The sequence below is a fragment of the Bradyrhizobium sp. SZCCHNGR1005 genome (assembly GCF_032489995.1).
Lineage (GTDB): Bacteria > Pseudomonadota > Alphaproteobacteria > Rhizobiales > Xanthobacteraceae > Bradyrhizobium.
Window position 1 is genome coordinate 158,937 of record NZ_JAUEZC010000008.1, and the last position, 26,409, is coordinate 185,345.

Here is a 26,409-nt window from a genome sequence, read left to right on the forward strand (position 1 = left end):
CGTTGGATGTGAGGGGCGTCGCGTCAGGACGCCCCGGCAGCGGCCATGGCCAGTTTGTTGCTGAGAAAGATCGCGCCGGTCGACGCGACCTCTTCGCCCGCAGCCAGGCCTTCCACAATCTGGCGCCACCCGTCTTGCTCGAGCCCGGTCTTGACGATTCGGCGCACGAAACGCCGATGATCGGCGGAGACCCAAACCGTCATGGTGCCGTCGCCTTCGCGCACCACTGCCTCGGATGGGACTGCGACGGACTGGCGTGGCTGTTCGGTCTCGATCGTGAAGCTCGCGAGCATGCCCGCGCGCAGCTTGTGCTCGGGGTCCTCGATTACTGAGCGGACCAGCTGGCGGTGCGTGGTCGGATCGATGTTGAGGCCAAGCGTCGTCACGTGGCCGCGAAAGATCTCGGTCGGGTAGGCCGGCACCGTTACTTCGACGGGCTGACCGAGCCGGTATGCAGGTGCATCGATCTCGATCACGTTGGCGATCATCCACATGGTGGAGAGATCGGCGAGCGTGTAAGGCGCGGGTGCGGTGCCGGGCTGTGCATAGAAGCCGGGGGCGGCGGTACGGGCCACGATCCGTCCGTTGATTGGGCTCGGTACGATCAGGATGGAATCGACCTTGCGATCCGCTAGGATACGGTCGATCTCGGTGTCCGTTTTCCCGAAGATGCGCACCGCGTTGCGCGCGGCCTTATAGTTGCCTTCCGCCGTCTGCTGGTCGGACGTCGCCTGATCAACGTCCTTCTGCGCTCCGCCGCCGGTCTGCAGCAGCTGCTTCACGCGCGCGAGCGTCCGCGTCTGCAGCGCCAGCACGCCGGCGCTGGCCAGCAGGGTGGATTCGGACTGCAGCAGATCCGGGCTGTCGATGGTGAACAGGGTCTCTCCCTTTTTCACCTCGTCGCCGATGTTGAAGAACGTATCGACGATCTTGCCAGGGTTGGGCGTGAAAACCTGCACTAGCATGTCCTGGTTGAAATCGATCGAACCGACGGCGTTCTTGGTGATGCGAAATGATCTGGTCTCGGCTGGTAGGACCTTGAACGATCCGGCTTGATGCTCGGTGATCTCGACCGACTGATCTACGACGTTGACATCCGGCTGGGCCGTCATGACGGCCGGCGCGTCGGCCGACCGGCCTTCGGAGTGCAGCACGAACCATCCGGTCAGCGCGAGCGCAAGGACCGCTGCTGCTGCGTAACCCGTATATCTGATACGGACTGGAGTCATGCTGTTGGCGGCCCCCCGGCCGTTGGACGAACTGTTGGATGCAAGGTCTGCGCGCGCTCGGGCGGCAACGCTGTCCTGCCGACAACTACGGTTCCTGTTATCAAGGCAAGCTGACGCCAACCTTACAAGAGCCGTGACGAGCGAACGCTTGCCTGGCGCGGTGCTCAAATAACGGCCTTTCGAAGAATTTGCGCTTGGCGTCGGGCTTGTGCTGCGGCAGGACTCGTGCTGCGCCTGGATGGGCGTGTGGTGGCGCTGATTGATGCGCGGGAGTATCGTGATGCGTCTTCTGATCGTCGAAGATAATGTCGAGCTCTCTGAGCTTGTAGCGAAAGGGCTCGTTGCCGCGGGCTATGACGTCGATAGGGTCAACTCGGCTGCCGAGGCGCGAGACGCGCTCCGAGACGTGAACTACGCTGCGATGATTCTCGATCTCGGTCTGCCCGATGATGACGGCCTGGCGGTCCTGGCCGAACTGAGGCGACGGGCCGATCCGTTGCCGGTGATCGTGCTGACGGCACGCGGCGGTGTGCAGGATCGAGTCGCAGGACTGCGCCGCGGCGCCGACGATTATTTGGCGAAGCCATTCGCGTTGGAGGAATTGGTCGCGCGGTTGGAAGCAATTCTCCGTCGTCCGGGCCAGTTGCTCGGCCGTTCGCTCGCTCTCGGCAATCTCGTCTACGACACCGAGAGCCGGCAGATCTTCGTCGACGGTGTGCCTCGCACCCTGTCGGCGCGGGAGACATCGGTGCTGGAAATCCTGCTGCGGCGGCAGGGGCGGGTGGTGCCGAAGAAGAACGTCGAGGACCATCTGTTCGGACTGTCCGGGGAGGTCGGATCGAACGCCGTCGAGGTCTATGTCTCGCGTTTGCGCAAGCAACTGGGGGAGTATGGCGCGAAGATCGTGATCCATACCATCAGGGGCGTCGGCTATCTGATGTCCGAGGAGAAATAGGGTGCGCTTCAAATCGCTGATCTCGCGTATCGTGCTGCTGCACATCCTGGTGATCACGGTGGCCGCCATCGTGCTGCCCTTGATCCTGTTCTGGCTGCTGACTTCCGAGATCGACCAGTTGCAGCGAAGCGTGATGCACAGCCAGGCCGAGGCGCTGGCCGATCGTCTCGCCGCAGCGGCGGACGGCAGCGTCAGTCTCAATCTCTCCGAAAGCCAGAAGGATCTCTATTCCGAAGCCTATGGCCGCTACGGCTACGATGTTCTCGACGAAACCGGGCAGGTGCTGTTCTCCTCTCGAAAAAGCGGGGCCGCCATCCTGCCGCCGCGCGCGCATTCCTCCGGTTCGATCTCGGGAGCGAGCGTCAGCAAGAGCATCGGCGGTCGAAGCCTGACGATCCAGGTCGCTGAGGACCTCGCCCATCGCGATGTCATCACCGACGATATCGCCGCCAACTTCTTTCGGCGGGTAGGATGGATCACGATTCCGACGTTGCTCGCGGTGCTCGCGATCGACATCCTGATCTTCCGCCGGGCCATTGCGCCGCTGCTGCGCGCCTCCGAGAAGGCCAGCCATATCGGACCGTCGCGCACGGACATCAGGTTGCCGACCGAACAGATGCCCAGTGAGATCGTGCCGCTGGTCACGGCCGTGAACCGTGCGCTCGATCGCCTGCAGGACGGGTTTCGGGTGCAACGCCAGTTTACTGCAGATGCTGCGCACCAACTGCGCACGCCACTTGCGGTGCTGCGCACCCGAATAGAAACGCTCGGGGATCGCACCGGCACCAAGGAGCTGCTCGCAGACATCGAGGGCATGAGTCGCATTGTCAGCCAGCTCCTGGAGATTGCTGAGCTCGACACGCTGGTCGTCGATCCCGCCGAGACTGCCGAATTGCGGACGGTCTGCGCCGACGTGGTCGCGGCGATCGCGCCGTATGCGCTTGCGCAAGGCAAGGAGATTGCGCTCAAAGGGACCGAAGAGCCGGTCATGATCCGCGGCAATGCCGATCTGCTGCAACGGGCGATCTTCAATCTGGCGGAAAACGCCATCAAATACACCGCGCCGAAAACGACGGTGGACATCGAGGTGTCCGGGGACGGCTCGGTGCGCGTGCGCGATTGCGGCCCGGGCATCAGGCCGTCCGAGCAGGCGCTGATCTTCCAGCGCTTCTGGCGCGGCGACCATCGTCACACGGACGGGGCAGGACTCGGACTGTCCATCGTGCGCGGGGTCGTCGACGACCATGCTGCGACGATCGCGGTCGAGAACCTGCCGCAAGGCGGAGCGCAGTTCACGCTGCGCTTTCGGCTGGCTGGCGATGCGCCGGCGAGCGCAGGTCATCTGGCGAACTAATCCCTCTCCGTCGGTACGACCAACTCCTCTTGCTGCTCCTCCTGCCTCGACAGACCAGTGCTCAGAGGCTGGTTTTTGCGTTGCGGGATGGTTTTCGCGTGGCACCCTGTCGGTGAATGTTCCAGACTGATCTCTACGTGTCGTCATCGGAATGGTCGACGCGCAAAAGGCCTCGCACGAAGGCCAGAAAAAACGAAGACACATCATCGTCCAAGAGGGAGGACAGCATGAAGCGAAGGGATTTCATCAAGGTCAGCGGACTTGGCGCGGCCGGTGCTGCCGCGCTCGCTGCGCCGGCGATCGCGCAATCGATGCCCGAGATCAGGTGGCGCATGCCGACGAGCTGGCCGAAATCGCTCGACACGCTCTATGGCGGCGCCGATATGATGGTCAAAATGGTCGGCGAAGCCACCGACAACAAATTCCAGATCCAGCCGTTTGCCGCCGGCGAAATCGTGCCGGGGCTGCAGGTGCTCGATGCGGTACAGAACGGTACGGTCGAGATCGGCCACACTGCCTCCTACTACTACTTCGGCAAGGACCCGACCTTCACTTTCGGCTCGTCGGTCCCGTTCGGTCCGAACATGCGGATCAACCAGGCCTGGTATATGCTGGGCGGGGGCAGGGAGATCCTCAACGAGTTCTATAAGAAGTATAATGTCGTATCGCTGCTTGCCGGCAATACCGGATGCCAGATGGGCGGCTGGTTTCGTAAGGAGCTGACCAGCGTCAATGACCTCAAGGGCCTGAAATTCCGCATCGGCGGCTTTGCCGGGCGCGTCATGCAGAAGCTCGGTGCCGTGCCGCAGCAGATCGCCGGCGGCGACATCTATCCGGCATTGGAGAAGGGGACGATCGACGCGGCCGAATGGGTCGGTCCCTATGATGACGAGAAGCTCGGCTTCTACAAGGTCGCGCCGCATTACTACTATCCGGGCTGGTGGGAAGGCGGGCCGATGCTGCTGGCCTTCGTCAATCTCGATCGTTGGAATGCGCTGCCAAAGCACTACCAAAATGTCCTCGAGCAGGCCGGTCACTACGCCAACAACTGGATGATGGCGAAGTACGACCAGGCCAATCCGCCGGCGCTGCGGCGACTGTTGGCCAACGGAGCCAAGCTGCACGGCTTCTCGCCCGAGATCATGCAGGCCTGTCTCAAGGCGGCGCGCGAGCTGCACAACGAGGTGGCCGCCAGCAATGCCGATTTCAAGAAGACCTATGAGTCACTGACAAACTTCGCAAGTAACGGCTATGCCTGGTTCCAGGTCGCCGAGCTCAACTACGACGCCTTCATGGCGCGCAATTCGCAGAGCTGAGGCTGGGATCGAAGTCAAAACAGAACCCCGGCGCGGTACGCCGGGGGTTTCTCATCTTGTCCAGCCCATCAGAACTTCGGCGGGCCGAAGTCGAGCGGCGGCGCGTCGATCTGGGGGATCTCGATCTTGATCGAGTTCGGATCGACGGTCGAAGCCGCGCCTTTGTAGTGCATGACCATCGACGGGAACAGGATCACCAGCAGCACCATGATCAGCTGGATCACCACGAACGGCACCGCACCCCAATAGATCTGGCCGGTGGTCACCGGCTCCATCTTCTTGCCGGTGACGCGATCGATGTAGGGCTCCTTCGGCGCCACCGAGCGCAGGTAGAACAGTGAGAAGCCGAACGGCGGATGCATGAAGGAGGTCTGCACGTTCACGCCCAGGATCACGCCGAACCAGATCAGGTCGATGCCGAGATGCTCGGCGGCCGGCCCAAGCAGCGGGATCACGATGAAGGCGAGCTCGAAGAAATCGAGGAAGAAGGCCAGCACGAAGGTGAACAGGTTGACGAAGATCAGGAAGCCGATCTGGCCGCCCGGCAGCGAGGTGAGCAGGCTCTCGACCCAGACATGGCCGTTGACGCCGTAGAAGGTCAGCGAGAACACGCGCGCGCCGACCAGGATGAAGACCACGAAGGCCGACAGCTTGGCGGTGGATTCCACCGCCTGGCGGATCAGGTCGAAGCTCAGGCGCCGCTTCATCGCCCCGAGGATGATGGCGCCGGCCGCGCCCATGGCGCCGCCTTCGGTCGGAGTGGCGAGGCCGATGAAGATGGTGCCGAGCACCAGGAAGATCAGGAACAGCGGCGGCACCATCACGAAGGTGGTCTGCTGCGCCATCTTCGACAGGAAGCGGAAGCCGGTCAGACGGTCGATGACCCAGTTGACGACCGCGACCACGAAGGCGAACACGATGCCGGAGAACATCGACAGCACGACGAAGTCGGCGCCGTGATAGTCCGAGCCGCGCAACATGTACCAGCCGAACACGCAGCTCGCCAGGAACAGCAGGCCGAGCGAGGTCAGGCCGCGGCTGCCATTGTCCTCGCGATAGCCGATCGCTTCCTTCGGCAGCCCGGGGGCCGATTTCGGGAAGATCATACTGGAGATGAAGGCCCAGCCGGCATAGAGGCCGGACAGCACGAGGCCGGGGATGAAGGCGCCTTCGTACATGTCGCCGACCGAGCGGCCGAGTTGGTCGGCCATCACGATCAGGACCAGCGAGGGCGGGATAATCTGGGCCAGCGTGCCGGAGGCGGCGATGATGCCGGCGGCGAGCCGCCGGTCGTAGCCGTAGCGCAGCATGATCGGCAGCGAGATCAGGCCCATCGAGATCACGGAGGCTGCGACCACGCCGGTGGTCGCCGCAAGCAGCGCTCCGACGAACACCACGGCATAGGCGAGGCCGCCGCGCACCGTGCCGAACAGCTGCCCGATAGTATCGAGCAGGTCCTCGGCCATGCCGGAGCGCTCCAGCACCAGGCCCATGAAGGTGAAGAACGGGATCGCCAGCAGCGTGTCGTTGTTCATCACGCCGTAGACGCGCTCGGGCAGGGCCTGCAGGAAGTCAGGCCGGAACTCGCCGAGCCCGATGCCGACCAGCGCGTAGAACAGGCCGACCGCGCCGAGCGAGAATGCCGCCGGATAGCCGAGCAGCAATACCACGACCAGCGACCCGAACATGATGGGCGCCAGGTTGGCAATCAGAAACGCTTCCATCTAATCCCCCCGCCGCCCGGCGCTCATTTCTTCTCGATCGCCTCGACGAGGTGCTCGACCTCGGCCTCGATCCCGTGCGCCTTCGACGCATGCGGATCAGGAATCAGTCCGCGCATGACGGCGATGCGCTTGATCAGCTCGGAGATGCCCTGCACCAGCAGGAAAGCGAAGCCGATCATGATCAGCGATTTCGCCGGCCATTGCGGCAGTCCGCCGGCGTTGCTGGACTGCTCGTTGATCCCGTACGAGTTCAGGAAGAACGGCACGCTGGTGACGATCATGACGATCGTGAGCGGCAGCAGGAAGAACACGTGGCCGACGATGTCGATGACGTCGCGGACGCGTTTCGGCATCATGTTGTTCACGATGTCAATGCGGATGTGTTCGTTATCGAGCAGGGTCCAGGGCGCGCACAGCAGGAACACGACGCTGAACAGCACCCATTGCAGCTCGAGCCAGGCATTCGAGGAGGTGTCGAACACCTTGCGGACGATGGCGTTGACGGCGGATACGATGACGGCGAGCAGGATCAACCAGGCAAGCCGCTTCCCGACCCAGGTTGTGAACGCATCGATCCCACGGCTCAATTTCAGCAGCGACTGCAACGCCGGTCCTCCTCCATGCCGCTTTCCTCTCGCGCTGCACTTCTGGCTGCGGATGTCGCGCAGCGGCCCTATCCGGCCCGGCAGGCGTGAAAATCGGGCGCACCATTTCAGCGGCCACTGGTCCCGTCAATCGGAAAAAAGAGAAATTGACGCCCCGTCAAAGCCTTGCTTGGGAGTGGTAAAGTGAGAGGCTAGGGGGCGGAAAGCACCCTTTCTCGAGAGAGCGGCCCCGCAAGCGGGCCCCGGAGCGCCCCGCGCGTTGCGCGGAGGACAGCCGGAGCGAGGCAGTCGTACCGCCATCGATCGCGGCGGGACAGCGCGTTCGCTGCCGCGTTCGATGTTCTCCGCATTGCACCATGCCATGCTCCACGTGGCTTTTCCGACATGACGTCGCGCTCTCGCGGCGCGTATTGCGTCCGAGCTCTGAATGATGGACCTCCTCTTTAGGAAGAGGAGCAGGGAATGCCGGGAGCTGGCCGCACCCATGGCCCGCCTGCAGAAAGAAAGCAGGCGGCAGTCACCACAGGTCCAGCCGAGACATCCCGGCATTCCCTGCACGATGGCTTTAACGGCTGCTTCGCGTTCTCCTTGGTGCGCCGGGCTTGTTGGCCACCATGCTGCGACAACGCGCTAGGCGCGTTGCGCAGGTGATACCAGCGTCGGGGTATCAGGACCGCGCGACTTGACCGTGCGTGCCGGAGTCGTTCGTCCGCGCGAATGCTCGCGCTGCAACCCGACACACCCACCGCATCCCGCGCTCAGCGTCCGTGACGATCGCGATACACCCCTCAGCAAGGCGGGACGAGCGAATGAAATCACAATTTCTGATAAAGCGAAATATGGATATTTTTCGTGAGGGGACTGGACAAGGGTGATCGTTTTGAACCGGCTCGCGAAACGAGTTTTTCGGCGCGGGTCGATTTAGGCCTCAATCGCTCCTCGATTGGCAGGAAATGAGCCGGATCGCGCATTCGCGCGTCTGCTCAGCCGGGGCGAGTCGCCCGACGGGCAGGAATGAGTGCGGTATCCCCTGCAATGTGCAGCCCTTGAGTCCGATCGGCCATTCCCGACGAAGCCGAACCGTGGCGTCGGTTGCGAACAACAAGGTCGCGCCGATAGTAATCGGCGCGACCTCATGTCGCCGGAGCTCGATTGAAATGACGCCGTCGACTACTTCTCCTTGATGACCGTCGTGCTGCTGCTGCCCACGGTGCCTTCGTCTTCGCAGACCTTGGTCTGCTTGATGCGGTCCTCGGCTTCCACGCGGCTGGTGAAGGCCATGGGTCCGATCTGCGTCACGATTTCCTTGTCCGCCGGGCGCGTGGTGGTGATCGTGCAGTGATGGCTGGGTCCTTGCACGACGTAGTACTCATCTGCCATTGCGGGGGCGGCGCATCCGATGATCACTGCGCCAGCAAGAAGAAGGGGTGCTTTCATTGTCGCCTCTCTGTTCAAACGATGCCGAATGGAGGACAAGCGATCAGCGGAACTGTCGCTCATCCAACGATCCTCTCCACGCTGCTGCAACTCGCCCAAACGGCCGTAGTTCCCGGCCTGCTGGCGCCAGGCAGGTCGGTTGACGAACTGCGGTGTGACCGCCGATGCCAGCAGAGTTCTTCTGAGGGGCAGATGACCGCTGAACGTCACGCCAAGGACAGCAGCAGCCAGGCGCCGGCAGCGACAGATGCGATCCCGGCGGCACGCGCGATCCAGCGTCCGACCGGTGTGAGTTTCTCCAACAGCACAAGCAGGGCCAAAAGCGCGATCCACAGCACGTTCATCACCCCGCCGACGAACAACAGCACCATCAGGACCCAGCAGCAGCCGACACAATAGCCACCGTGCCGAAGTCCCAGCAGCAGGCAGCCGCTGGGATCACTGCGAAAGCCACCATGCCGCATCAGGAACAGAAATGGCGACTGGCATTGGGCCAGACAGATGTCCTTAAGCGGAGTCCATTGATAGACGCCCGCCGCAATCAGCAGAACCCCGCCGAGCAGGCTGCTGGCGAGCACCATGCGGGAATCCAGCAGGGCGGCCCGCTCGATGGCCCATTGGAGAACGGTTGCTGCCAGCGAAAAGCCGCTCCAGGCCAGCAGGTAGCCGGCCGCAAACCAGCCGGTCGCAGCGAACGGCTTGCCCTGCGCCTTCCCGTGCCGACCCACACGGGCGTACATCAGGATCATCGGCGCTGCGGAGGGCGCCATCATTCCCACCATCATCACCGCCCACATCAGGAACACATAGGCGAATTCGATGGCGCGCCACGGCGCATCGGCCGGCAGCATGATTCCGATCCCGGCCGGGATCATGCGGAACCCGGTCATGTCCATGCCGCCCATGTCCATGTCATTGGCGAGCCACAGCACATAGGCCCACGCCAGCGCGGCAATGAGGGCGATCGCGCCGCCGACGATCCAGCGATCGCGCCGCAGCACGGTTTCCAGGGCGGTGTCACTCATGTGCGATTGGATGTTGCCGGCCGTGTCAGGCCTGGTTGGACCAACTGATCGGCGCGTAGAGGCCGTTCTTGCCGGAATTGTCCCAGCGCATGCCATGATCGCTGAACGTGTTGCCGGCGGCGCCGACCGCCATCACCATTCGGTCGGGGGCGACGGGGTGGCCGATGTTCACCCACATTTCCCCGCTCGGATGCATGGTCGGCAACGGATCGACCGACATGTGCAGAATGCCGGGAATTTCGGCGGACCGCGTCTTGCCGTTGATCTGGAATGTGATCGGAGCCTTGCTCACACCCAGGTTCTTGCTGATCAGGGGCGTGAACGCCGCCATGGGACCGCCGGCCTCACCGCTGAAGATCGCGGTGAGCGCCTGGGTCTGCGCATCGTCGGCGCGCTCATCGATATAGGTGGCCTGCGACCAATTCCCCTCGGCCATGACACCGGGCGCATGGAGGACGACAAAGACGTTGAGCCCATCCAGTGCGACTTCGCCATAGCGGCCGCTTTCGATGTGGAAGACCAATGGCACGCCGCAATAGCCCTCGGTCGGCCGCGCCGTCAGCGGCGGCGCCGCCGACACGAGACACGGACAGACGAGGCTGCAACTACAATTCTCGAAATAGTCACCGGAAAGGTGCCACGGGACCTGGTCCGCCATCGCTCTCTCCCGCTTGGCTGAACCCGACGGATTGCTTTCGAACGGACGACCTATGGTGGAAAGCTACGCCGCGTAGGAGGGAACCGCAAGCCGATTCCGGTGTGGGGATACTTTGATTGGGTCCTACTCGGGCACGTGCCGCTCTGCACCACTCGAATGAAATACGGTAATTCCCTCGCTCCGCCGCCGTTGGGCTTGCGGCTGTGGGACCCGATCAGGGCGTAGGTCTCTGCGCTTTCGAAGAAGTTGGCGTAGATCGGCGCGTTGAAGGTCAAATCGTCCAGTTTGACCAAGAGATAATCGCGGCTCTCGGTCGAGCGCTTGGGCAGCACTTCACCGATTACATTGCCGCTCTAATTACGGTGACAGTGCACTTAATTGACATCGGTGGTCCGAGAGCGCAGAATGCGTCATGGCCCGCCTTGCCCGTGTCGTCGTTCCCGGTCTGCCGCACCATGTCACCCAGCGTGGCAATGGGCGGGCGAGGACCTTCTTCGGCGATGACGACTACGCGCTTTATCGCGACCTGCTTGCGACCCATTGCCTCGCGGCCGACGTGGAAGTGTGGGCGTGGTGTCTGATGCCGAACCATGTGCACCTGATCCTGGTGCCGTCGGATGCCGACGGCTTGCGCCGGGCGCTGTCGCGCGTGCATCGCGCCTATGCCGGGATCGTCCAGGCTCGCCGCAAGCGCAGCGGGCATTTCTGGCAGGGACGGTTCGGCGCCGTGGCGATGGATCAAGCGCATCTCGCGGCGGCGCTGCGCTATGTCAGTCTCAATCCGGTGCGGGCGCGGCTGGTCGAGCGCGCGCAGGATTGGCGATGGTCGAGCACGCGTGCGCATCTGCGCGGCAGGGACGACGGCGTGACCGCTCGCGCGGCGGTGAGGGAGATTTTTCCGGATGTCGCCGGGCTGCTGGGCAGCGCTCCGGAGGACGAGGATGATCTGTTCGGCCGTCTGCGTGCCGCCGAGAGCATCGGCCGGCCGGTCGGTAGCGACCGCTTCCTCGCCCGCATCGAGAAGCTGACCGGACGCGTGCTCAAAGCCGGCAAGCGCGGCCCGAAACCGGCCGAGCCGGAGGATCGTTGAGCGCGATGGCGCTTGAGTTAAGTGCACTGTCACCGAAATCCGACGAAATCCCGATTGGTCGGTATCTCGACTTTTACAATGGCCGCCGTCCGCATTCGAGCCTTGACGACCGCGCCCCGGATCAAGCCTACTTCGATCTTCCTCCGCTCCGCGCGGCGGCCTAACCCCGGCAGAGGCTCTACTTATCGACGCGGAAAATCTGTTCAGACAACCGGGGCCACCTCAGATTTCTGGGTTCATTGATGGAAACATATTTATGGAGCGGAGCTTCAATCTTGTTCGGAGCCGCGTCGCGTCGAATTCGCAAATCCACCGTAGTTCCCTGTGTGCCGCGCTATCAGTCGAGCAGAGGCCGAGATGTCGTCCGGCCGCTCTGCTCCCTTATCGTTTCGATCTTTATGTTCTCTTCTGCTCGCGCCGCCGACAGACATTTCGAACTGGTGATGGGCAACAACGCCCCGGTTTGCGAGAAGCTTCTCGAATTCTATCGAAGCATAGAAGGCGAGTTGCTGCTCGACGACCGTGGTGAGCGATGGGAGGAACTGCACTCCGACAAGTTATCGATGCTGGGATTTTCCCCTCCGCGGGCTGCAATCATGCAAGCGTCTTTCAACTTGCAGGATATTTGGAATGGGGCAACATTCAGCACGCGCGGTCGATTCTATCAGGTCGCGTCATTTGAAGATCATATTGATCGACTTGTCGCCGTCGGGAATAACGTAACCCTCGGTTCGGATGAGGTCGTATCCAGCTTTGCTTACGTCTATCAGACGTTGCCACCGCAAGCCTTGGAAACGCCGATCTCAGCGTCGAAATATTTCAGAGCGCCTGCTTTGATTGTGTCGCCCGGCAACTACGATGCTCCGCCGGCTGGCATCGACTGGCGCCCGCCTGTCGTGGACGATGTCGGCCCTCTTGATACCCGTTCAACCACCATTGGCATCCTTTCGGGACGAGCTGACATCGTCCCGATTGGGCATGATGGTCGGCTGTACTGGATACAACGCGAGTTCGCGGACAACAAAGAGATCAGGGTCTTCGAGATCGTTTCGCCGCTTTTCATAAATGGCGGCATGAGCTTTTCCGCCCAGAGCTCGGAATCATCGAGGCGGTCTGCAGCTGGAATACCAATCTCAGTAAACAAGGACGTATGTTACATCTCTCCTAACATCGCGCATTGAAGATTTTTGGGGGGTTGAACGTGACCAACTGGACAGCGCTGCGATTTCAATTGCTCTTCCATATTCCAGAAGGTGTTCGAGCCCGGCGTGAATGGTCTCGTCGACAAATAAATCGCAAGGCTTACAAGCGCGGCGGGTCAATGGATTTGGTGCGACTCGTTACGCCACGCGATGGGTTCGCGCCGACGATCGAAATGAGGGATGGATTTCACGGAGATGCTTTGTTTTGAAATAACGATGGAAGACATGGTTGGCGCTGCGCGGATAAATCGTTCCTGCCGTTCGTGCGGGTACCGCTCGCTTCGCGTAATGTTGAGAGGATAAATCACTTGAAGCTGGTCCGACACCTCGCTCGTTTAATCATTGCTCTTGTCGTCCTCGCAGGGGCAGGCTCCGAAACATTCGCGCAGCATCGAGCGATTGCGGTTGCCGCCGCTGAGCCGGCACTCGGCGTAAACGTGTTGCGTGACGATGGGCGTGTAATCTCATTCACGATGTTGGACGAGGTCGAAGGCCCAGTCCTCATTCCAGGCCTCGAGCGGATTGTTGCCATCACGCCTCGAATGGCGTTGCGGGAGGATGGTGTGGTTTTGACTTGGGAGCCGTCCTGCGACGGCACTGGCGCTCCAGCTGCGTCGTGCGATTTTTTTGAGAATACCCATGAAGTCCGGGGCTTGCACGACGTGGTCGCGATCTCAGAAGCCAATCGTCTTCGGCTCGCGCTCGATCGGAACGGAGCGGTATGGGGCTGGGGAAATGACGAGGACGGGCTCATCAGTGGGCTGCCGCCGTTGGACCGACAAAAAAAACACAAGGCGCGGATCGTGGAGAAGCCCACGCGCATTCCGCTGCCGGTGCCTATGGCAAAAATATCGGCAGGTTATGTGCAGGCCGGGGCCATCGACAGGGACGGGCACGTCTGGACGTGGGGCGGTGACCGCTTTCCCGCAGATAAGGCGCAGGGGGAACGCTTCGTGCTCCCGAATGGGCTCGTCGCGATCCGTGTCGACGGCCTTTCTACGGCGGCTTCCCTCGACATGTCTTCGTCACCCTACGTTCTTACCAAGGCTGGTGAAATCTGGCGTTGGGGGGGCTTCGAAGGGGCAACGGGCAACGTCGACACGTCGATGCCGATCAGGGTCTCCGGCGTGGATGAGGCCACGGCAGTAAGCCAGGGAAATAACTTCGTTGCCATCCTCACCAAGGATGGAAGCGTGCTTTACATCGGGAGCGCTCCTGATGACCGAAACTTCGCCTCCAGCCCCAAGCCTCGCGCCACGCGTCCCCTGCCGGCCGCAATCGCCATTTCCGGGGCCGCTCGGATCATGAACAACGGGGCGGTCGTCCACTTTCTCGTTCATAGACCTGGCGTACCCAAGAGCCTCGATCTCGGACAATAGCTATACTGGAAACGGACATGACAACGATATACCAGGCTGCAAGCCTTCGTTTTAATACGGGCTATTACGTTTACGGCATCTCGCCATCGGAAAAAGGCACGCAGTTTAGAACGTACACTGTCCATGTGAATGGCACACCAACTACCAAGGCCGGAATAGGTATTGATTGTTCAAACCTCGTCTATCAATCCCTGCTAGCCGCTGGGTATAACGTGCAATATTTGCCAACTAGCGGCATTTACAGCAGCAACGGTAGCCTTACCGCTGACGGATCAAAGTTCTATTCGGCTGCTGCGATTCCTCAGCAAAAAGTCAGTAATTACGGTGACAGTGCATTTAATTGACATCGGTGATCCGAGAGCGCAGAATGCGTCATGGCCCGCCTTGCCCGTGTCGTCGTTCCCGGTCTGCCGCACCATGTCACCCAGCGTGGCAATGGGCGGGCGAGGACCTTCTTCGGCGATGACGACTACGCGCTTTATCGCGACCTGCTTGCGACCCATTGCCTCGCGGCCGACGTGGAAGTGTGGGCGTGGTGTCTGATGCCGAACCATGTGCACCTGATCCTGGTGCCGTCGGATGCCGACGGCTTGCGCCGGGCGCTGTCGCGCGTGCATCGCGCCTATGCCGGGATCGTCCAGGCTCGCCGCAAGCGCAGCGGGCATTTCTGGCAGGGACGGTTCGGCGCCGTGGCGATGGATCAAGCGCATCTCGCGGCGGCGCTGCGCTATGTCAGTCTCAATCCGGTGCGGGCGCGGCTGGTCGAGCGCGCGCAGGATTGGCGATGGTCGAGCACGCGTGCGCATCTGCGCGGCAGGGACGACGGCGTGACCGCTCGCGCGGCGGTGAGGGAGATTTTTCCGGATGTCGCCGGGCTGCTGGGCAGCGCTCCGGAGGACGAGGATGATCTGTTCGGCCGTCTGCGTGCCGCCGAGAGCATCGGCCGGCCGGTCGGTAGCGACCGCTTCCTCGCCCGCATCGAGAAGCTGACCGGACGCGTGCTCAAAGCCGGCAAGCGCGGCCCGAAACCGGCCGAGCCGGAGGATCGTTGAGCGCGATGGCGCTTGAGTTAAATGCACTGTCACCGAAATCCCGGACTTTCATTTGCTCTTCGCGTCGTCCCGGGATTGATCTTGGTTGCTCTCGCTGCCTGGACCGGCGCCTTCTACGGCTTGATCGTCGGCTGAGGGTTAGGTGGTGCGGAATCTTCTCGGTCGCCGCGCGGCGTGGAACCGCAAGGTGATCTCATGTGGCGGCAGTGTTGCGGAGGCGCTGAAGCCCGTCGGCCTGAGAGGGCAGGGATTGCGGCAACGTCCAGCGCATCGGCATCGGATTACGGCGACAATGTTGGACATGCAATCATGTCACCGATATGAGACGCGCCCAGCTTTGTGAGGTGCCGGCGCAGAATACGCCGCCGCCCCAGGTCGCGTACGTCTGCAGAATGGAGGCTTCGGCGAAGGAATTTCAGCGCGCCTTCATGGCTGAGACGTGGAGGAGGCGAGACCGGGCTTTTGAATTTCTCGGTAGATGACCTGGCTCCCGGCGCACCGGAGATTGAGACATCTATCGGGCGTGCCTTGTTGCTCCCAACTGTGGTTGCATTGCGTACACAGACAAGAATACCACGGCGCATCCTTGTCCCCATCGCCACGCGCTGTCTGCTCTACGCTTTTCGGGCAGGGGATTTCGCGATAGGTAACCTGTCGCCCTGCACACTTTGGATTAGCACACCCGCCTGGCTGTCCCAGTTGCTCCCAGCTGTAGCCGCACTGCGTGCAGAGACAAGCATAACATTTCGCATAGATTGGCATGTTGTGCTTCCTTTACAGGGGGCATCTCATCTCGTCGCCGTTCGATCGCACGCTTTTTCGATAGCAGTCGCTCCTGCACGTCTGTTTGATCTAAGGCAATCTTTAAGTGCATCGATGTGCAAGGCGTCCGTATGGATGTGGAGGGTTCGGCATGGGGCGGCTGCGCCTGCCCATGCTGATGGCGAACGTCGCGATCCGCCAGCCGTTGCCGATCGGCGATAGAGGCCTGGAGCTCGGCGATGCATGCGTTCGCCCGCGCCACCGTCTTTCCGCTGCCGCCATGCGTGAAGGTGGCAGGGGTGGCATTGAACATCCCGGCACCACGGCGCCCCCGGTTGCGACAGTTTGTCTACTTTTCGATTGACCTGACCGCGTCGCTTTGCGATGGAGCGCCACTCCTTGTCCGCGGCTCGAATAGGCCTACGGCGCTTCGGGCGTCGTCAAGATGGGCGGGAGCCGGACGGGGCAGGCACCGTAGCAGTACGGTACTGTATTGCCGAGACCAGGCATGTGCTTGATGTCGACGCGCTTGCCCCTCGTCCGAGTTGTGGCGAGGGGGAGGGGCTATGCGCGCATTGCTGGCGTTGAGCGCCGCGATTGACCAGCTGAACGAGAAGGTCGGCAACATCTGCAACGTGCTGGTGCTCGGGGCTTGCCTCGTCAGCGCCGTGAACGCGATGATCCGCTACGCCTTCAGCTACAGCTCCAACGGCTGGCTGGAGGCGCAATGGTACATGTTTGCGATCATCGTGATGCTCGGCGCGTCCTATACGTTCAAGCGCAATGAGCATGTCCGGGTCGAAATCTTCTACCTCATGCTCTCCGAACGCGGCCAGCTCTGGCTCGATCTTATCGGCACGCTGTTTTTCCTGATCCCGGTCTGCCTGCTGCTCGCCTACCTGTCCTGGCCGTTGTTCTACAACGCTTACGAGATCGGCGAATATTCCGGCAATGCGGGCGGATTGCTGCGCTGGCCCATCAAGGCAGTGCTGCCGGCCGGCTTCTTCATGGTGGCGCTGCAGGGCGTCTCCGAGGTCATCAAGCGTATCGCCGCACTGCGCGGCGAGCTGACCATCGATGCCAAATACGAGCGGCCGACCCAATGATCACAGTCGAGATGATGCCGCCGCTGATGTTCGGCGGCTTGGTGGTGGCGATGCTGATCGGCTACCCCGTCGCATTCACCCTGGCGGCGGTGGGTCTGTCGTTCGGCTTCCTGGCGATCCATGAAGGTTTCTTTGGCCTCAGCTTCCTCGAGGCCATTCCCGAGCGCGTCTACGGCAACGTGCTGGCGAACGACCTGCTGCTGGCGATCCCGTTCTTCACCTTCATGGGCTCCGTCCTGGAACGCTGCGGGCTTGCGGAGGACATGCTGGACTCGATGGGGCAGCTGTTTGGCCCGATCCGGGGCGGGCTCGGCTACTCCGTCATCATCGTCGGGTTCATCCTGGGGGCGATCACGGGCACCGTGGCGGCGCAGGTCATCGCCATGGCACTGATCTCGATGCCGGTGATGATCCGCTACGGCTACAACATGCGCTACATCACCGGCGTGCTTGCGGCCTCCGGCACCATCACGCAGCTGGTGCCGCCCTCGCTGGTGCTGATCGTGCTTGCCGACCAGCTCGGCAAGTCGGTCGGCGACATGTATCTCGGCGCCTGGGGCCCCTCGGTGTTCCAGATCGTGCTGTTCGCCGGCTACACCTTCGTGCTCGGCCTGATCAAGCCCGACCATGTGCCGCCGGTCCCGAAGGAAGCGCGCACGCTGACCGGCTGGCCGCTGTGGCGCAAATGCCTGCTGGGCATCATTCCGTCTGCGGTGCTGATCTTCGTGGTGCTCGGCACCATGATGCTGGGCCTTGCAACGCCGACCGAAGCCGGCGCCATGGGCGCGGTCGGCGCCATCGTGCTCGCGGTCATTCACCACAAGGATTTCAGCTCGACCGGACGCAAGCTCCTGATCCTGGGCGTGATCGCCGGCGGCATCGGCACCATGGTCGGCATCTTCGTCGCCGAAAATCTCGTCTTCAAGATCAGCTTCGCGGTGGCCTATCTGGCCTTGGCGTGGGTCTGCATCGAAGCGATCAAGATCCCCGACCTGCGCAGCCTGATCCGGCAGGGCTATGAGACCACCATGCGCATCACCTGCATGGTGACATTCATCCTGATCGGTTCGACCTGTTTCTCGGTCGTGTTCCTCGGCTGTAATGGCGGGGTTTGGCTCGAGCATCTCCTGACTTCGCTGCCGGGCGGGGTGTGGGGCTTCCTGATCTTCATCAATCTCTTCATCTTCTTCCTGGCCTTCTTCCTCGATTTCTTCGAGATCGCCTTCATCATCCTGCCGATGATCGCCCCGATCGCGCAGAAGATCCTGGCGCCTGTGGTCGGCGCCGAGGCCGCGCTGATCTGGTTCGGCGTCATGCTGTGCGTGAACATGCAGACCTCGTTCCTGCATCCGCCGTTCGGGTTCGCGCTGTTCTATCTGCGCGGGGTTGCGCCCAAGGAGGTCAAGAGCTCGGATATCTATTGGGGCGCGATGCCCTGGATCGGCCTGCAGTTGATCATGGTCGCGCTGGTGATCGCATTCCCGATCACGGTCACGGGGCTGCTGGACGCGCCGAGCAAGGTGGATCTCGACAAGGTCAAGATCGAAATCCCGCAGATCGACTTGCCACCGCCGCTGAACTTCGACGAGCCGAAGAAGTAGCGGGGCGGAAGCGCCATCCATTCAGGTCTTACGCGGGGGATTAGCGGATGAGCAGGCCGAGCAAAACCGAAGCTGAACTGATCGCCATGGCGGTTGCCGAGCTGAAGGTTCACGCCGATTGTCCGGAAGGCATGCGCATTTCCATCGTGCGTGACGGCAGCTCCTGGGAATTCCGCGCCAGTGCCGACCAGGCGACAATCGACAAGCCCGGCTATCCCGAATGCGTCGCCATGCTGGTCCAGATCGGCGACCACCTGTCCAAGCAGTACGCCGTTCAGGATTAGTACGACTGCGTTCACAAGCGCGAGACATGGCCCGCTTCACGGTCATTCCGGGGCGATGCGCCAGCATCGAACCCGGAATCTCGAGATCCCGGGTTCAGCCCTGACGGGCTGCCCCGGAATGACGGCACGTGTGACGCAGTAGGGTGAGAGCCATCTTCGGACGCCCGAGCGGCCCATGGCCTGCATGCCTGCTCTCGCACCGGTCGTCGTTGCGGTTCTTGGTCCGGTCGGTAGTGTGCCGGCCGTGTGCGCATCGCGGCGCACGTTGCGGCAGTGCAGGAGGTCCGATGGCTGTTCATGAAGCGGCACGACAGGGATTTTCCAAGGAATCGGCGAGCTACGAGCGCGGCCGGCCGGAGTATCCGGGCGGGCTGCTCGGCTGGCTGAGCGACAGCCTGGGGGCCAAGCCCCGCGCGCAGGTGGTCGATCTCGGCGCCGGCACCGGCAAGTTCACCCGCCTGCTGGCGCGCACCGGCGCCGACGTGGTCGCGGTCGAGCCGGTCGATGCCATGCGCGAGCGGCTGGCGCTCTCCAGTCCCGGCGTCCGAGCCCTGGCCGGCACAGCGGAGAGCATGCCGCTCGACGATCAGTCGGTCGATGCCGTGGCCTGCGCCCAGGCCTTTCATTGGTTCGCGAACGGCCGCGCCTTGCAGGAGATCCACCGCGTGCTGCGTCCGGGCGGGAGGCTTGGCCTGGTCTGGAACGTGCGCGAGGAGTCCGTCGATTGGGTCGCAGCCATCACCGCCATCATCACGCCGTATGAGGGCGATGCCCCGCGCCACTACACCGGCCGCTGGCGCGAGCCGTTCGACCAGCAGGATCTCTTCAGCCCGCTTCGGTGCAGCGTGTTCGCCAACAGCCATGTCGGCACGTTCGATCAGGTCGTGATCGATCGCACCATGTCGGTGAGCTTCATCGCGGCGCTGCCGGACGACGAGAAGCGCGCGGTCGAGGCGCGGCTGCGGGGGCTGCGCGATCTCTTCCCGGCGCTGCGCGAGGAAGAGATCAGCTTTCCCTATCGCACCGAGGCGTGGCTGTGCGAGCGCATAAATTAGTTGGAATTCGTTGGACGGGTTGAGCGTCGCGAAGCCAATCACACATCGATGGTCGAGCTGATGGGTATCTCCGCGCTCAACCCATCCGACTACTGAATTCCGATGATCACGAAGAATGGATTCCGGGCTCGCCGCTTATGCGGCGCCCCGGAGTGACGACGGAGAGAGCGGGGGCCGCTTTTGATCATACGGGGCTAGCCGCCCGTCACGCTCATGTGGCGGCTGACGCTGGGGCGGTTGTGGCGGCGGTCGATGATGAAGTCGTGACCCTTGGGCTTCAGCCCGATCGCAACGTCGATCGCTTCGCTCAGGAGTTCGTCGCTTGCGGAGGCCCGCAATGGCTTGCGCAGGTCGGAGGCGTCCTCATGGCCGAGGCAGGTGTGCAGCGTGCCGGTGCAGGTGATGCGGACGCGGTTGCAGGCCTCGCAGAAATTATGCGTCATCGGGGTGATGAAGCCGAGCACTCCGCCGGTCTCGGCGACCTCTGCATAGCGCGCGGGTCCGCCGGTGGTGGTGTCGAGATCGGTCAGGGTGAACTGCTGGGCAAGCCGTGAGCGCACCAGCGAGAGCGGCAGATATTGATCGATGCGGCCGGCACCGATCTCGCCCATCGGCATCACCTCGATCAGCGTCAGCGCCATGCCCTTGCCATGGGCCCATTCGATCAGCGCCGGGATCTCGTCCTCGTTCATGTTCTTCAGCGCGACCGCGTTGATCTTCACCCGAAGCCCTGCGGCACGCGCGGCCTCGATGCCGGCGAGCACGCGGTCGAGATCGCCCCAGCGGGTGATGGTGCGGAATTTCTGCGGGTCCAGCGTATCGAGCGAGACGTTGATGCGACGCACGCCGCAATCGGCGAGCTCGGCGGCATATTTGGCGAGCTGGGTCGCATTGGTGGTCATCGTCAGCTCATCGAGCGCGCCGCTCTTCAGATGCCGCGACAGCGAACGCACCAGCCCCATCACGTTGCGCCGCACCAAGGGCTCGCCGCCGGTGAGCCGCAGCTTGCGCACACCCTTGTGGATGAAGGCCGAGCACAGCCGGTCGAGCTCCTCCAATGTCAGAAGATCGGCCTTGGGCAGGAATGTCATGTCTTCCGACATGCAATAGAAGCAGCGCAGGTCGCAGCGATCGGTGACGGACACGCGTAAATAGCTGATGGTCCGCCCGAACGGGTCGGTCATGGGGCGCGTCAGCGCGTTGGTATCGGTCAGCGAAGCAACGGTCATGGGGGGCCTTGCGGTGGCAACATTGCCACGGGGCAGCCGTGCGAGCGACGGCAAAACGAGATCGTCACCCAATCTAGTCACGATCGCGCCGTGTCACAATCGGTGACGCAAGCCGTTGTTCGGAGGACCGGCCGCGGCCGGATCAGCGTTGCGCTGCAGCAGGCGCAGCGGCATTGGCCGGGGCAGCCGCTGCCGGCTTCTTTATCCGCTTCGGCCGCATCCGCTTCGCCTTCGGGGCAGGCGCTGCCGGCTGCAGCTCCGCAGTGACCGGGTTGGGATCCAGGACCACCGGAGGCGAGGTGTTGAAGGCGCCGCTGTTGCGGATCACCTGGACCTGCACGGTCTCGGGCTGGAATTTGTCGAGGTTGAAGGTGACGGAGAAGCCGGAATCCGGCGCCGCGACCTGCACCGAGCAGGGCGTCTTGCAGCTCGGTCCGAGCGACGTCTTGGCCTCGGCGCCGGGCGGGGTCGATTCGAGCTGCACCGGGACTTCGGGCGGCGCCGATTTCAACATATCCATGGAAAACGAGGAGCAGCCGGCAAGGCTGAATCCCGCACATGCAATCGCGATCGCCCGCCGCATCATCTGTCCGCCCGGTCTACCTGCGGCCAACCGCCGCAATCCCCGGCGCGACCATAGGAGTGTCCGCACTGTGGCGCAACAGCCTCAATCCCATTATGAACAGATGGTTAAAGGTGGAATCTTTGGCGGTTTATAGAGTATATTCAGCTGGTTAGGGGCCATTCTGAACCGGTCGTAGCGCCTCCACCGCGGCCGGCAGGTCCCTCATGTGATCGATCAGCTGGTCCGGATTGAGCTCGGCGATCGGTACGTCGGTATAGCCGAAGGTGCAGCCGATGACGGGCACGCCAGCGCGCCGCGCGGCGCCGACATCGGTTCCCGCATCCCCCACCATGACCGCCGCGCCGATGTCGCCGCCGGCACGCGCAATGGTCTGGCGCAGGATCGCCGGATCGGGCTTGGCGACGCCAAAGGTGTCGGCACCGCAGATCGCCGCGAACCGGGACGACAGTTCGAGCTGGTCAAGCAGCCGCTTGGAGAGCCATTCCAGCTTGTTGGTGCACACCGCGAATTGGCAACCGCGTTCGGCGAGCGCGTCGAGCGCCATTTCCAGCCCCTCGAAAGGGCGGGAGGCCACCGCGATATTCTCGCCATAATAGTCGATGAAGTCGGCGGTGAGGCGGTTCATCTCCTCAGGTCCGACGATCCGGCCCTCGGCCTCCAACCCGCGCTCGAGCAGCTTGCGTGCGCCGGCGCCGATCATGTTGCGCGCCGAGGCCAAGGGCAGCGCCGGCAGGCCTTCGCGCTCCAGCACGTAATTGAGCGCGCTGATCAGGTCCGGTGCGGTATCGACGAGCGTGCCGTCGAGATCGAAGACGATGGTGCGAGCATGTGCCATGACCGATCCGCTACCGGTCGGACCGTCCGTGCGCAAGGGGCGGGCGGCGGATTTTTGTCCGGCTTCGGGTCGGTCAAGCGCTATCGCCCGCGGCAAAAGATCGCTAGATATGCGCCCGATTTTGGCGAAGGGTGGGATCTCGCGGGTGGATATCGACGGCTTGAAACGACAGGCGGCGGCGCGCGCGCTGGATCATGTGCGCGACGGCATGAAGCTCGGGCTCGGCACCGGCTCGACTGCCAAGCATTTCGTCGAATTGTTGGGCGAGAAGGTGCGCGCCGGGCTGAAGGTCGTCGGCGTACCGACCTCCGAGACCACGCGCGCGCAGGCCGCGGCTGCGGGCGTGCCGCTGACCACGCTGGACGAGATCGACCGGCTCGACCTCACCGTCGATGGCGCCGATGAGATCAATCCGTCGCTCGACCTGATCAAGGGCGGGGGCGGGGCGCTATTGCGCGAGAAGATCGTCGCATCTGCGTCGGATCGCATGATCGTGATCGCCGACGAGAGCAAGTGGGTCGATTGTCTCGGCCTATACCCGCTTCCCGTCGAGGTGATTCCCTTCGGGCTGGCGGCCACGCAGCGCGCGATGGCCGATGCCTTCGTAAGGAGTGGCGTGTCGGGCCAGATGGTGCTGCGCAAGGCCAGCGATGGCCACGTTTTCGTCACCGATGGCGGCCACTGGATTGTCGATGTCCGCCTGGGCGAAATCCAGGATGCGCCGCGTCTGGCGGGCTTTTTGAGCGCAATACCGGGTGTGGTCGAGCACGGGCTGTTCATCGGTCTGGCCAGCACGGCGATCCTGGCTGGCGCGCAAGGAATTCGCGTTATCGAGCGGCCCTAGTGCAAGTTGAACCTGCACTGGGGCCGCAATCTCACAGGAGACGAGGAATGAAGAGCGTTTTCGGAATCTTGCCGGCGGCCGGCTTTGTTCTGGCCATGGCCTTGACGGGCCCAGCCGCCGCGCAGCAGCAGGGGCAACCGCCGGCGCTCAAGCCGGCTTCGCCCGCCTGCATGGCGTCGGCGCGCGAGATTCTGGCGATGAAGAATGCGTCCGCCATGTACGCCAACGCGGTTCCCGGCATCGTGCAGCGCGCCAAGCAGACCCTGATCCAGTCCAACCTGAACTATCAGAAGGACCTGGACGAAGTTGCCGTGGTGGTGGCGCAGGCCTTCGCCGGCAAGGAGAAGGAGATCGGCGAGCAGATGGCGCAGATCTACTGCAACGAGTTCTCCGACCAGGAGATGAAGGATCTCGTCACCTTCTACAAATCGCCGCTCGGCCAGAAGCTGCTTGCGAACGAGCCCAAGGCTATCCAATTGAGCATGATGGCGATGAACCAGTGGGCGGCCACTTTCGAGGATACGGTCACCGCGCAATTCCGCGCCGAGATGAAGAAGCGCGGCAAGCAGATCTGATCGCTGCGCGAACAGGTCGAGGGCGAGATGGCTGAATTTGACGTCGACCTGTTCGTGATCGGCGGCGGGTCGGGTGGCGTACGCGCCGCCCGCATCGCCGCCGGCTATGGCGCGCGGGTGATGGTCGCCGAAGAATACCGAATGGGCGGCACCTGCGTGATCCGCGGCTGCGTGCCGAAGAAGCTGTTCGTGATCGGCTCCCATGTCCGCCAGGAGATTGCGGATGCGGCCGGCTTCGGCTGGACCATTCCGGAAGCGACCTTCGACTGGAAGACGCTGATCGCCAACAAGGACAAGGAGATCGCGCGGCTCGAGGCGGCCTACACCGCCAATGTCGAGAAGTCGGGCGCCCGCATCGTCAAGACCCGCGCGGTGCTGGAAGACGCTCACACGGTCCGCCTGACGACCGGTGAGAAGGTCCGCGCCAAATATATCCTGATCGCGACCGGCGGCGCGCCCAATCACGGCGCGGAGATCCCCGGCATCGAGCACGTCGTCTCCTCCAACGAGGCGTTCCATTTCGATGAGCTGCCGCGCCGGATCGTCATTCAGGGCGGCGGCTATATCGCGCTGGAATTCGCCTGCATCTTCGCCAATTTCGGCTCCGACGTGACCGTCGTCTATCGCGGCGACAACATCCTGCGCGGTTTCGATGAGGACGTCCGCAAGCATGTCCGCGCCGAGATGGAGAAGGAAGGCATCACCATCCTGACCGGCTGCACGGTCACCAAGGTCGAGAAGCACGGCGCTGATTACACCACCCATCTGTCGAGCGGATCGAGCATCGCCTCCGACAAGGTGATGTTCGCGATCGGCCGCCATCCGAACGTCGCCAATCTCGGCCTGGAGAAGGCCGGGGTCGCCATCAATCCGGTGAACGGCGGCATCGCGGTGGATCATTTCTCGAAGAGCTCGGTGCCGAGCATCTATGCGATCGGCGACGTCACCCATCGCTTCAACCTGACGCCGGTCGCGATCCGCGAAGGCCACGCTTTTGCCGACACCGTCTTCGGCAACAAGACGGTGCGGGTCGACCACGACAACATTCCGACCGCGGTGTTCTGCCAGCCCGAGGTCGGCACCGTCGGCCTGACCGAAACCCAGGCGCGCGAGCTCTACGACCGCGTCGACATCTACAAGACCAATTTCCGGCCGATCAAGGCGACACTCTCCGGCCGCGACACCCGCGTGCTGATGAAGCTCGTCGTCGACGGGGCGACCGATCGCGTGCTCGGCTGCCACATCGTCGGCGACATGGCCGCCGAGCTCACCCAGGCGATCGCGATCGCGGTGAAGATGAAGGCGACCAAGGCCGATTTCGACGCCACCATCGCGCTGCATCCGACCGCCGCCGAAGAGCTGGTGACGATGCGCACAGTGACCGAGCGGCATGTGAGGCAGGCGGCGGAGTAGGGCTCGCCTCTGCATCGGGCCAAGCGAGAACTACCGACTTCGCGGGTCGGTACCCATTATCTCAATGATCGTCCCGATACCTACCAGCTTTGAGCCTTCCTGGATGCGCCACTCACGCCCGGGATAGATCTGACTGTCGAGACCCGGCCAGTTCAGAAACTTGACGAGCAGGTCGATGCTTTCGCCTGGATGCAGGTCCATACCTTCGGGCAGGTCGATGACTCCGACGGTCATATCGCGATTGTCCGCGCCGGAGAAATTGTGGTTCGGGCGGTAGCTGCCGCGTACAGGTTGGGTCCGGCCGCTCTCCGCACTTGGCAGCAACCGAATTTTAGCTCTCACTTCAATGAGGTCGAGGGACATTGGATGCATCGTGTTGAGGCTGCAGTCTGCCGGACTGTCGCGTAGGCTCAGCGCTTGGTCTTCGACGTGTTCAGCTTCACCGCGGCGCGGATGAGGGCTTTGAACGCTTTTTCATCGATCTTGTCGCCTTCACGAACATCGATCGCACGCCTGACGTTGCCGTCGAGGCTTGCATTGAACAGGCCCGACGGATCGTCCAGCGCGGCGCCCTTGGCGAAGGTCAGCTTCACCACCGACTTGTAGGTCTCGCCGGTGCAGATGATCCCGCCATGCGACCATACGGGAACGCCGCGCCACTTCCATTCCTCGACGACATCTGGATCGGCTTCTTTGATCAGGGCTCGGATCCGCGCCAGCCTCTCGCCGCGCCAGTCGTCGAGCTCTGCGATGCGCGCGTCGATCATCCGGGCAGGGGAGTCGTCGGTGGTTGCCTTTGCGGCTTTCTTGGCGGCCTTGGATGGTGTGCCCGTCATCGCTCGTGCTCCCATCAGCCGATGCGTCCCGCGCGCCGCGCTGTCGTGTATGGCGAGGCAAAGAGGTAAAGGCCGGTCAGCAGCAGCAGGACCAGCGGGATCAATGCCAGGAGGCCGATCCACACTGCTGCCTGCCCCTGCATCTGAGCAATGATGTTGATGATGACGGCAACGACGAAGGCGATCGAGATCCAGCGGTGGCCCTGCCTGATCCAACGGCTCCAGCTGAACTCGAGCTTCTCCTCGTAACCGATTGC

At 62.8% G+C, this 26,409-nt stretch carries 29 protein-coding genes; 16 read left to right on the top strand and 13 right to left on the bottom strand.

Translation table 11 applies throughout. The annotated features are described in order from the left end of the window. Window positions 1-23 precede the first annotated feature (23 nt). Complete coding sequence (locus tag QXZ85_RS27830) at window positions 24-1,229, bottom strand: efflux RND transporter periplasmic adaptor subunit (RefSeq protein ID WP_316175257.1); 1,206 nt, start codon at window positions 1,227-1,229, stop codon at window positions 24-26. A 280-nt stretch (window positions 1,230-1,509) separates the two neighbouring features. Here QXZ85_RS27830 and QXZ85_RS27835 point away from each other — a divergent pair, with 280 nt between their 5' ends. The 3 genes from QXZ85_RS27835 to QXZ85_RS27845 all read left to right on the top strand — a co-directional run bounded on the left by QXZ85_RS27835 (window position 1,510) and on the right by QXZ85_RS27845 (window position 4,854). Continuing rightward, complete coding sequence (locus QXZ85_RS27835) at window positions 1,510-2,184, top strand: response regulator transcription factor (protein WP_315705197.1); 675 nt, start codon at window positions 1,510-1,512, stop codon at window positions 2,182-2,184. Between the two features lies 1 nt (window position 2,185). After that, the gene (locus tag QXZ85_RS27840; RefSeq protein WP_315705199.1) at window positions 2,186-3,538 is read left to right on the top strand and encodes a HAMP domain-containing sensor histidine kinase; all 1,353 of its coding nucleotides are present in this window, start codon (window positions 2,186-2,188) and stop codon (window positions 3,536-3,538) included. A 227-nt stretch (window positions 3,539-3,765) separates the two neighbouring features. Then, complete coding sequence (locus tag QXZ85_RS27845) at window positions 3,766-4,854, top strand: TRAP transporter substrate-binding protein (RefSeq protein WP_315705200.1); 1,089 nt, start codon at window positions 3,766-3,768, stop codon at window positions 4,852-4,854. 68 nt (window positions 4,855-4,922) lie between these two features. Here the strand turns inward: QXZ85_RS27845 and QXZ85_RS27850 are convergent, their stop codons facing one another. From QXZ85_RS27850 to QXZ85_RS33870, 6 genes are all read right to left on the bottom strand, one after another. Then, the gene (locus QXZ85_RS27850; RefSeq protein ID WP_315741334.1) at window positions 4,923-6,578 is read right to left on the bottom strand and encodes a TRAP transporter large permease subunit; all 1,656 of its coding nucleotides are present in this window, start codon (window positions 6,576-6,578) and stop codon (window positions 4,923-4,925) included. 23 nt (window positions 6,579-6,601) lie between these two features. Continuing rightward, window positions 6,602-7,183 carry a TRAP transporter small permease subunit gene (locus QXZ85_RS27855; protein WP_315705202.1) on the bottom strand — a complete coding sequence of 194 codons (582 nt, stop codon included), beginning with the start codon at window positions 7,181-7,183 and terminating at the stop codon, window positions 6,602-6,604. A 1,170-nt stretch (window positions 7,184-8,353) separates the two neighbouring features. After that, window positions 8,354-8,620 carry a hypothetical protein gene (locus QXZ85_RS27860; RefSeq protein ID WP_315705472.1) on the bottom strand — a complete coding sequence of 89 codons (267 nt, stop codon included), beginning with the start codon at window positions 8,618-8,620 and terminating at the stop codon, window positions 8,354-8,356. Between the two features lie 206 nt (window positions 8,621-8,826). Beyond that, window positions 8,827-9,645 (bottom strand): DUF2182 domain-containing protein, encoded by an 819-nt coding sequence (locus tag QXZ85_RS27865; protein ID WP_315761828.1) that lies wholly within the window; start codon window positions 9,643-9,645, stop codon window positions 8,827-8,829. A gap of 25 nt (window positions 9,646-9,670) precedes the next feature. After that, window positions 9,671-10,303, bottom strand: coding sequence for a DUF1326 domain-containing protein (locus QXZ85_RS27870; RefSeq protein WP_315705204.1), 633 nt, complete (start codon window positions 10,301-10,303; stop codon window positions 9,671-9,673). Window positions 10,304-10,353: 50 nt separating this feature from the next. Continuing rightward, window positions 10,354-10,635 (bottom strand): DUF736 family protein, encoded by a 282-nt coding sequence (locus QXZ85_RS33870; protein WP_410051175.1) that lies wholly within the window; start codon window positions 10,633-10,635, stop codon window positions 10,354-10,356. Between the two features lie 80 nt (window positions 10,636-10,715). Between QXZ85_RS33870 and QXZ85_RS27880 the strand changes: the two genes are divergently transcribed. The 10 genes from QXZ85_RS27880 to QXZ85_RS27925 all read left to right on the top strand — a co-directional run bounded on the left by QXZ85_RS27880 (window position 10,716) and on the right by QXZ85_RS27925 (window position 19,834). Beyond that, on the top strand, window positions 10,716-11,393 hold the full coding sequence (locus tag QXZ85_RS27880; RefSeq protein WP_315705205.1) for a transposase: 678 nt from the start codon (window positions 10,716-10,718) through the stop codon (window positions 11,391-11,393). Between the two features lie 398 nt (window positions 11,394-11,791). Continuing rightward, complete coding sequence (locus QXZ85_RS27885; protein WP_316175255.1) at window positions 11,792-12,574, top strand: hypothetical protein; 783 nt, start codon at window positions 11,792-11,794, stop codon at window positions 12,572-12,574. A 329-nt stretch (window positions 12,575-12,903) separates the two neighbouring features. Continuing rightward, on the top strand, window positions 12,904-13,974 hold the full coding sequence (locus QXZ85_RS27890; RefSeq protein WP_316175252.1) for a hypothetical protein: 1,071 nt from the start codon (window positions 12,904-12,906) through the stop codon (window positions 13,972-13,974). A 17-nt stretch (window positions 13,975-13,991) separates the two neighbouring features. After that, window positions 13,992-14,318, top strand: a complete 327-nt coding sequence (locus tag QXZ85_RS27895) for a hypothetical protein (protein ID WP_316175250.1) — start codon at window positions 13,992-13,994, stop codon at window positions 14,316-14,318. A 30-nt stretch (window positions 14,319-14,348) separates the two neighbouring features. Further along, a complete protein-coding gene (locus QXZ85_RS27900) occupies window positions 14,349-15,026 on the top strand; it encodes a transposase (protein WP_315705205.1) in 678 nt (225 codons plus the stop codon). Window positions 15,027-15,939: 913 nt separating this feature from the next. After that, window positions 15,940-16,152 carry a hypothetical protein gene (locus QXZ85_RS27905; protein ID WP_315705207.1) on the top strand — a complete coding sequence of 71 codons (213 nt, stop codon included), beginning with the start codon at window positions 15,940-15,942 and terminating at the stop codon, window positions 16,150-16,152. Between the two features lie 202 nt (window positions 16,153-16,354). Continuing rightward, a complete protein-coding gene (locus QXZ85_RS27910) occupies window positions 16,355-16,894 on the top strand; it encodes a TRAP transporter small permease subunit (RefSeq protein WP_315705208.1) in 540 nt (179 codons plus the stop codon). Continuing rightward, on the top strand, window positions 16,891-18,495 hold the full coding sequence (locus tag QXZ85_RS27915) for a TRAP transporter large permease subunit (RefSeq protein ID WP_316167008.1): 1,605 nt from the start codon (window positions 16,891-16,893) through the stop codon (window positions 18,493-18,495). The genes QXZ85_RS27910 and QXZ85_RS27915 overlap by 4 nt, the downstream gene beginning before the upstream one ends. 47 nt (window positions 18,496-18,542) lie before the next feature. Then, window positions 18,543-18,779, top strand: coding sequence for a hypothetical protein (locus tag QXZ85_RS27920; protein ID WP_315705210.1), 237 nt, complete (start codon window positions 18,543-18,545; stop codon window positions 18,777-18,779). Between the two features lie 287 nt (window positions 18,780-19,066). Continuing rightward, window positions 19,067-19,834, top strand: a complete 768-nt coding sequence (locus QXZ85_RS27925; RefSeq protein WP_316167006.1) for a class I SAM-dependent methyltransferase — start codon at window positions 19,067-19,069, stop codon at window positions 19,832-19,834. Between the two features lie 194 nt (window positions 19,835-20,028). Here QXZ85_RS27925 and moaA read toward each other — a convergent pair whose 3' ends face one another. The 3 genes from moaA to QXZ85_RS27940 all read right to left on the bottom strand — a co-directional run bounded on the left by moaA (window position 20,029) and on the right by QXZ85_RS27940 (window position 22,484). Next, window positions 20,029-21,063, bottom strand: a complete 1,035-nt coding sequence (gene moaA / locus QXZ85_RS27930; RefSeq protein WP_315705212.1) for a GTP 3',8-cyclase MoaA — start codon at window positions 21,061-21,063, stop codon at window positions 20,029-20,031. Window positions 21,064-21,205: 142 nt separating this feature from the next. Then, entirely contained in the window at window positions 21,206-21,646 is a 441-nt protein-coding gene (locus tag QXZ85_RS27935) for a hypothetical protein (RefSeq protein WP_315705473.1), read from the bottom strand. 151 nt (window positions 21,647-21,797) lie between these two features. After that, window positions 21,798-22,484, bottom strand: coding sequence for an HAD family hydrolase (locus tag QXZ85_RS27940; RefSeq protein ID WP_316175247.1), 687 nt, complete (start codon window positions 22,482-22,484; stop codon window positions 21,798-21,800). Window positions 22,485-22,629: 145 nt separating this feature from the next. Here QXZ85_RS27940 and rpiA point away from each other — a divergent pair, with 145 nt between their 5' ends. From rpiA to gor, 3 genes are read left to right on the top strand one after another with little or no spacing between them, the layout of a single operon-like run. After that, a complete protein-coding gene (gene rpiA / locus QXZ85_RS27945) occupies window positions 22,630-23,328 on the top strand; it encodes a ribose-5-phosphate isomerase RpiA (protein ID WP_315705474.1) in 699 nt (232 codons plus the stop codon). Between the two features lie 47 nt (window positions 23,329-23,375). After that, entirely contained in the window at window positions 23,376-23,903 is a 528-nt protein-coding gene (locus tag QXZ85_RS27950) for a DUF2059 domain-containing protein (RefSeq protein WP_315705214.1), read from the top strand. A 27-nt stretch (window positions 23,904-23,930) separates the two neighbouring features. Next, window positions 23,931-25,316, top strand: coding sequence for a glutathione-disulfide reductase (gene gor, locus QXZ85_RS27955; protein ID WP_315705215.1), 1,386 nt, complete (start codon window positions 23,931-23,933; stop codon window positions 25,314-25,316). Window positions 25,317-25,346: 30 nt separating this feature from the next. Here the strand turns inward: gor and QXZ85_RS27960 are convergent, their stop codons facing one another. The 3 genes from QXZ85_RS27960 to QXZ85_RS27970 are packed head-to-tail and all read right to left on the bottom strand — an operon-like array spanning window position 25,347 to window position 26,406. Next, entirely contained in the window at window positions 25,347-25,679 is a 333-nt protein-coding gene (locus QXZ85_RS27960) for a hypothetical protein (RefSeq protein ID WP_315705216.1), read from the bottom strand. A gap of 47 nt (window positions 25,680-25,726) precedes the next feature. Then, window positions 25,727-26,152 (bottom strand): DUF1801 domain-containing protein, encoded by a 426-nt coding sequence (locus QXZ85_RS27965; protein WP_315705217.1) that lies wholly within the window; start codon window positions 26,150-26,152, stop codon window positions 25,727-25,729. Window positions 26,153-26,166: 14 nt separating this feature from the next. Then, on the bottom strand, window positions 26,167-26,406 hold the full coding sequence (locus tag QXZ85_RS27970) for a hypothetical protein (RefSeq protein ID WP_316175303.1): 240 nt from the start codon (window positions 26,404-26,406) through the stop codon (window positions 26,167-26,169). Window positions 26,407-26,409 lie beyond the last annotated feature (3 nt).

What these genes read in the sequence shown, in the direction of transcription:
- QXZ85_RS27960 (WP_315705216.1), bottom strand. Translation starts at nt 25,679, where the DNA reads ATGTCCCTCGACCTCATTGAAGTGAGAGCTAAAATTCGGTTGCTGCCA.
- QXZ85_RS27885 (WP_316175255.1), top strand. Translation starts at nt 11,792, where the DNA reads ATGTTCTCTTCTGCTCGCGCCGCCGACAGACATTTCGAACTGGTGATG.
- QXZ85_RS27905 (WP_315705207.1), top strand. Translation starts at nt 15,940, where the DNA reads ATGGGGCGGCTGCGCCTGCCCATGCTGATGGCGAACGTCGCGATCCGC.
- QXZ85_RS27845 (WP_315705200.1), top strand. Translation starts at nt 3,766, where the DNA reads ATGAAGCGAAGGGATTTCATCAAGGTCAGCGGACTTGGCGCGGCCGGT.
- QXZ85_RS27895 (WP_316175250.1), top strand. Translation starts at nt 13,992, where the DNA reads ATGACAACGATATACCAGGCTGCAAGCCTTCGTTTTAATACGGGCTAT.
- QXZ85_RS27835 (WP_315705197.1), top strand. Translation starts at nt 1,510, where the DNA reads ATGCGTCTTCTGATCGTCGAAGATAATGTCGAGCTCTCTGAGCTTGTA.
- QXZ85_RS27870 (WP_315705204.1), bottom strand. Translation starts at nt 10,303, where the DNA reads ATGGCGGACCAGGTCCCGTGGCACCTTTCCGGTGACTATTTCGAGAAT.
- QXZ85_RS27860 (WP_315705472.1), bottom strand. Translation starts at nt 8,620, where the DNA reads ATGAAAGCACCCCTTCTTCTTGCTGGCGCAGTGATCATCGGATGCGCC.
- moaA (WP_315705212.1), bottom strand. Translation starts at nt 21,063, where the DNA reads ATGACCGTTGCTTCGCTGACCGATACCAACGCGCTGACGCGCCCCATG.
- QXZ85_RS27910 (WP_315705208.1), top strand. Translation starts at nt 16,355, where the DNA reads ATGCGCGCATTGCTGGCGTTGAGCGCCGCGATTGACCAGCTGAACGAG.
- gor (WP_315705215.1), top strand. Translation starts at nt 23,931, where the DNA reads ATGGCTGAATTTGACGTCGACCTGTTCGTGATCGGCGGCGGGTCGGGT.
- QXZ85_RS27900 (WP_315705205.1), top strand. Translation starts at nt 14,349, where the DNA reads ATGGCCCGCCTTGCCCGTGTCGTCGTTCCCGGTCTGCCGCACCATGTC.
- QXZ85_RS27950 (WP_315705214.1), top strand. Translation starts at nt 23,376, where the DNA reads ATGAAGAGCGTTTTCGGAATCTTGCCGGCGGCCGGCTTTGTTCTGGCC.
- QXZ85_RS27920 (WP_315705210.1), top strand. Translation starts at nt 18,543, where the DNA reads ATGAGCAGGCCGAGCAAAACCGAAGCTGAACTGATCGCCATGGCGGTT.
- QXZ85_RS27935 (WP_315705473.1), bottom strand. Translation starts at nt 21,646, where the DNA reads ATGCGGCGGGCGATCGCGATTGCATGTGCGGGATTCAGCCTTGCCGGC.
- QXZ85_RS27915 (WP_316167008.1), top strand. Translation starts at nt 16,891, where the DNA reads ATGATCACAGTCGAGATGATGCCGCCGCTGATGTTCGGCGGCTTGGTG.
- QXZ85_RS27850 (WP_315741334.1), bottom strand. Translation starts at nt 6,578, where the DNA reads ATGGAAGCGTTTCTGATTGCCAACCTGGCGCCCATCATGTTCGGGTCG.
- QXZ85_RS27880 (WP_315705205.1), top strand. Translation starts at nt 10,716, where the DNA reads ATGGCCCGCCTTGCCCGTGTCGTCGTTCCCGGTCTGCCGCACCATGTC.
- QXZ85_RS27865 (WP_315761828.1), bottom strand. Translation starts at nt 9,645, where the DNA reads ATGAGTGACACCGCCCTGGAAACCGTGCTGCGGCGCGATCGCTGGATC.
- QXZ85_RS27925 (WP_316167006.1), top strand. Translation starts at nt 19,067, where the DNA reads ATGGCTGTTCATGAAGCGGCACGACAGGGATTTTCCAAGGAATCGGCG.
- QXZ85_RS27940 (WP_316175247.1), bottom strand. Translation starts at nt 22,484, where the DNA reads ATGGCACATGCTCGCACCATCGTCTTCGATCTCGACGGCACGCTCGTC.
- QXZ85_RS27830 (WP_316175257.1), bottom strand. Translation starts at nt 1,229, where the DNA reads ATGACTCCAGTCCGTATCAGATATACGGGTTACGCAGCAGCAGCGGTC.
- QXZ85_RS27965 (WP_315705217.1), bottom strand. Translation starts at nt 26,152, where the DNA reads ATGACGGGCACACCATCCAAGGCCGCCAAGAAAGCCGCAAAGGCAACC.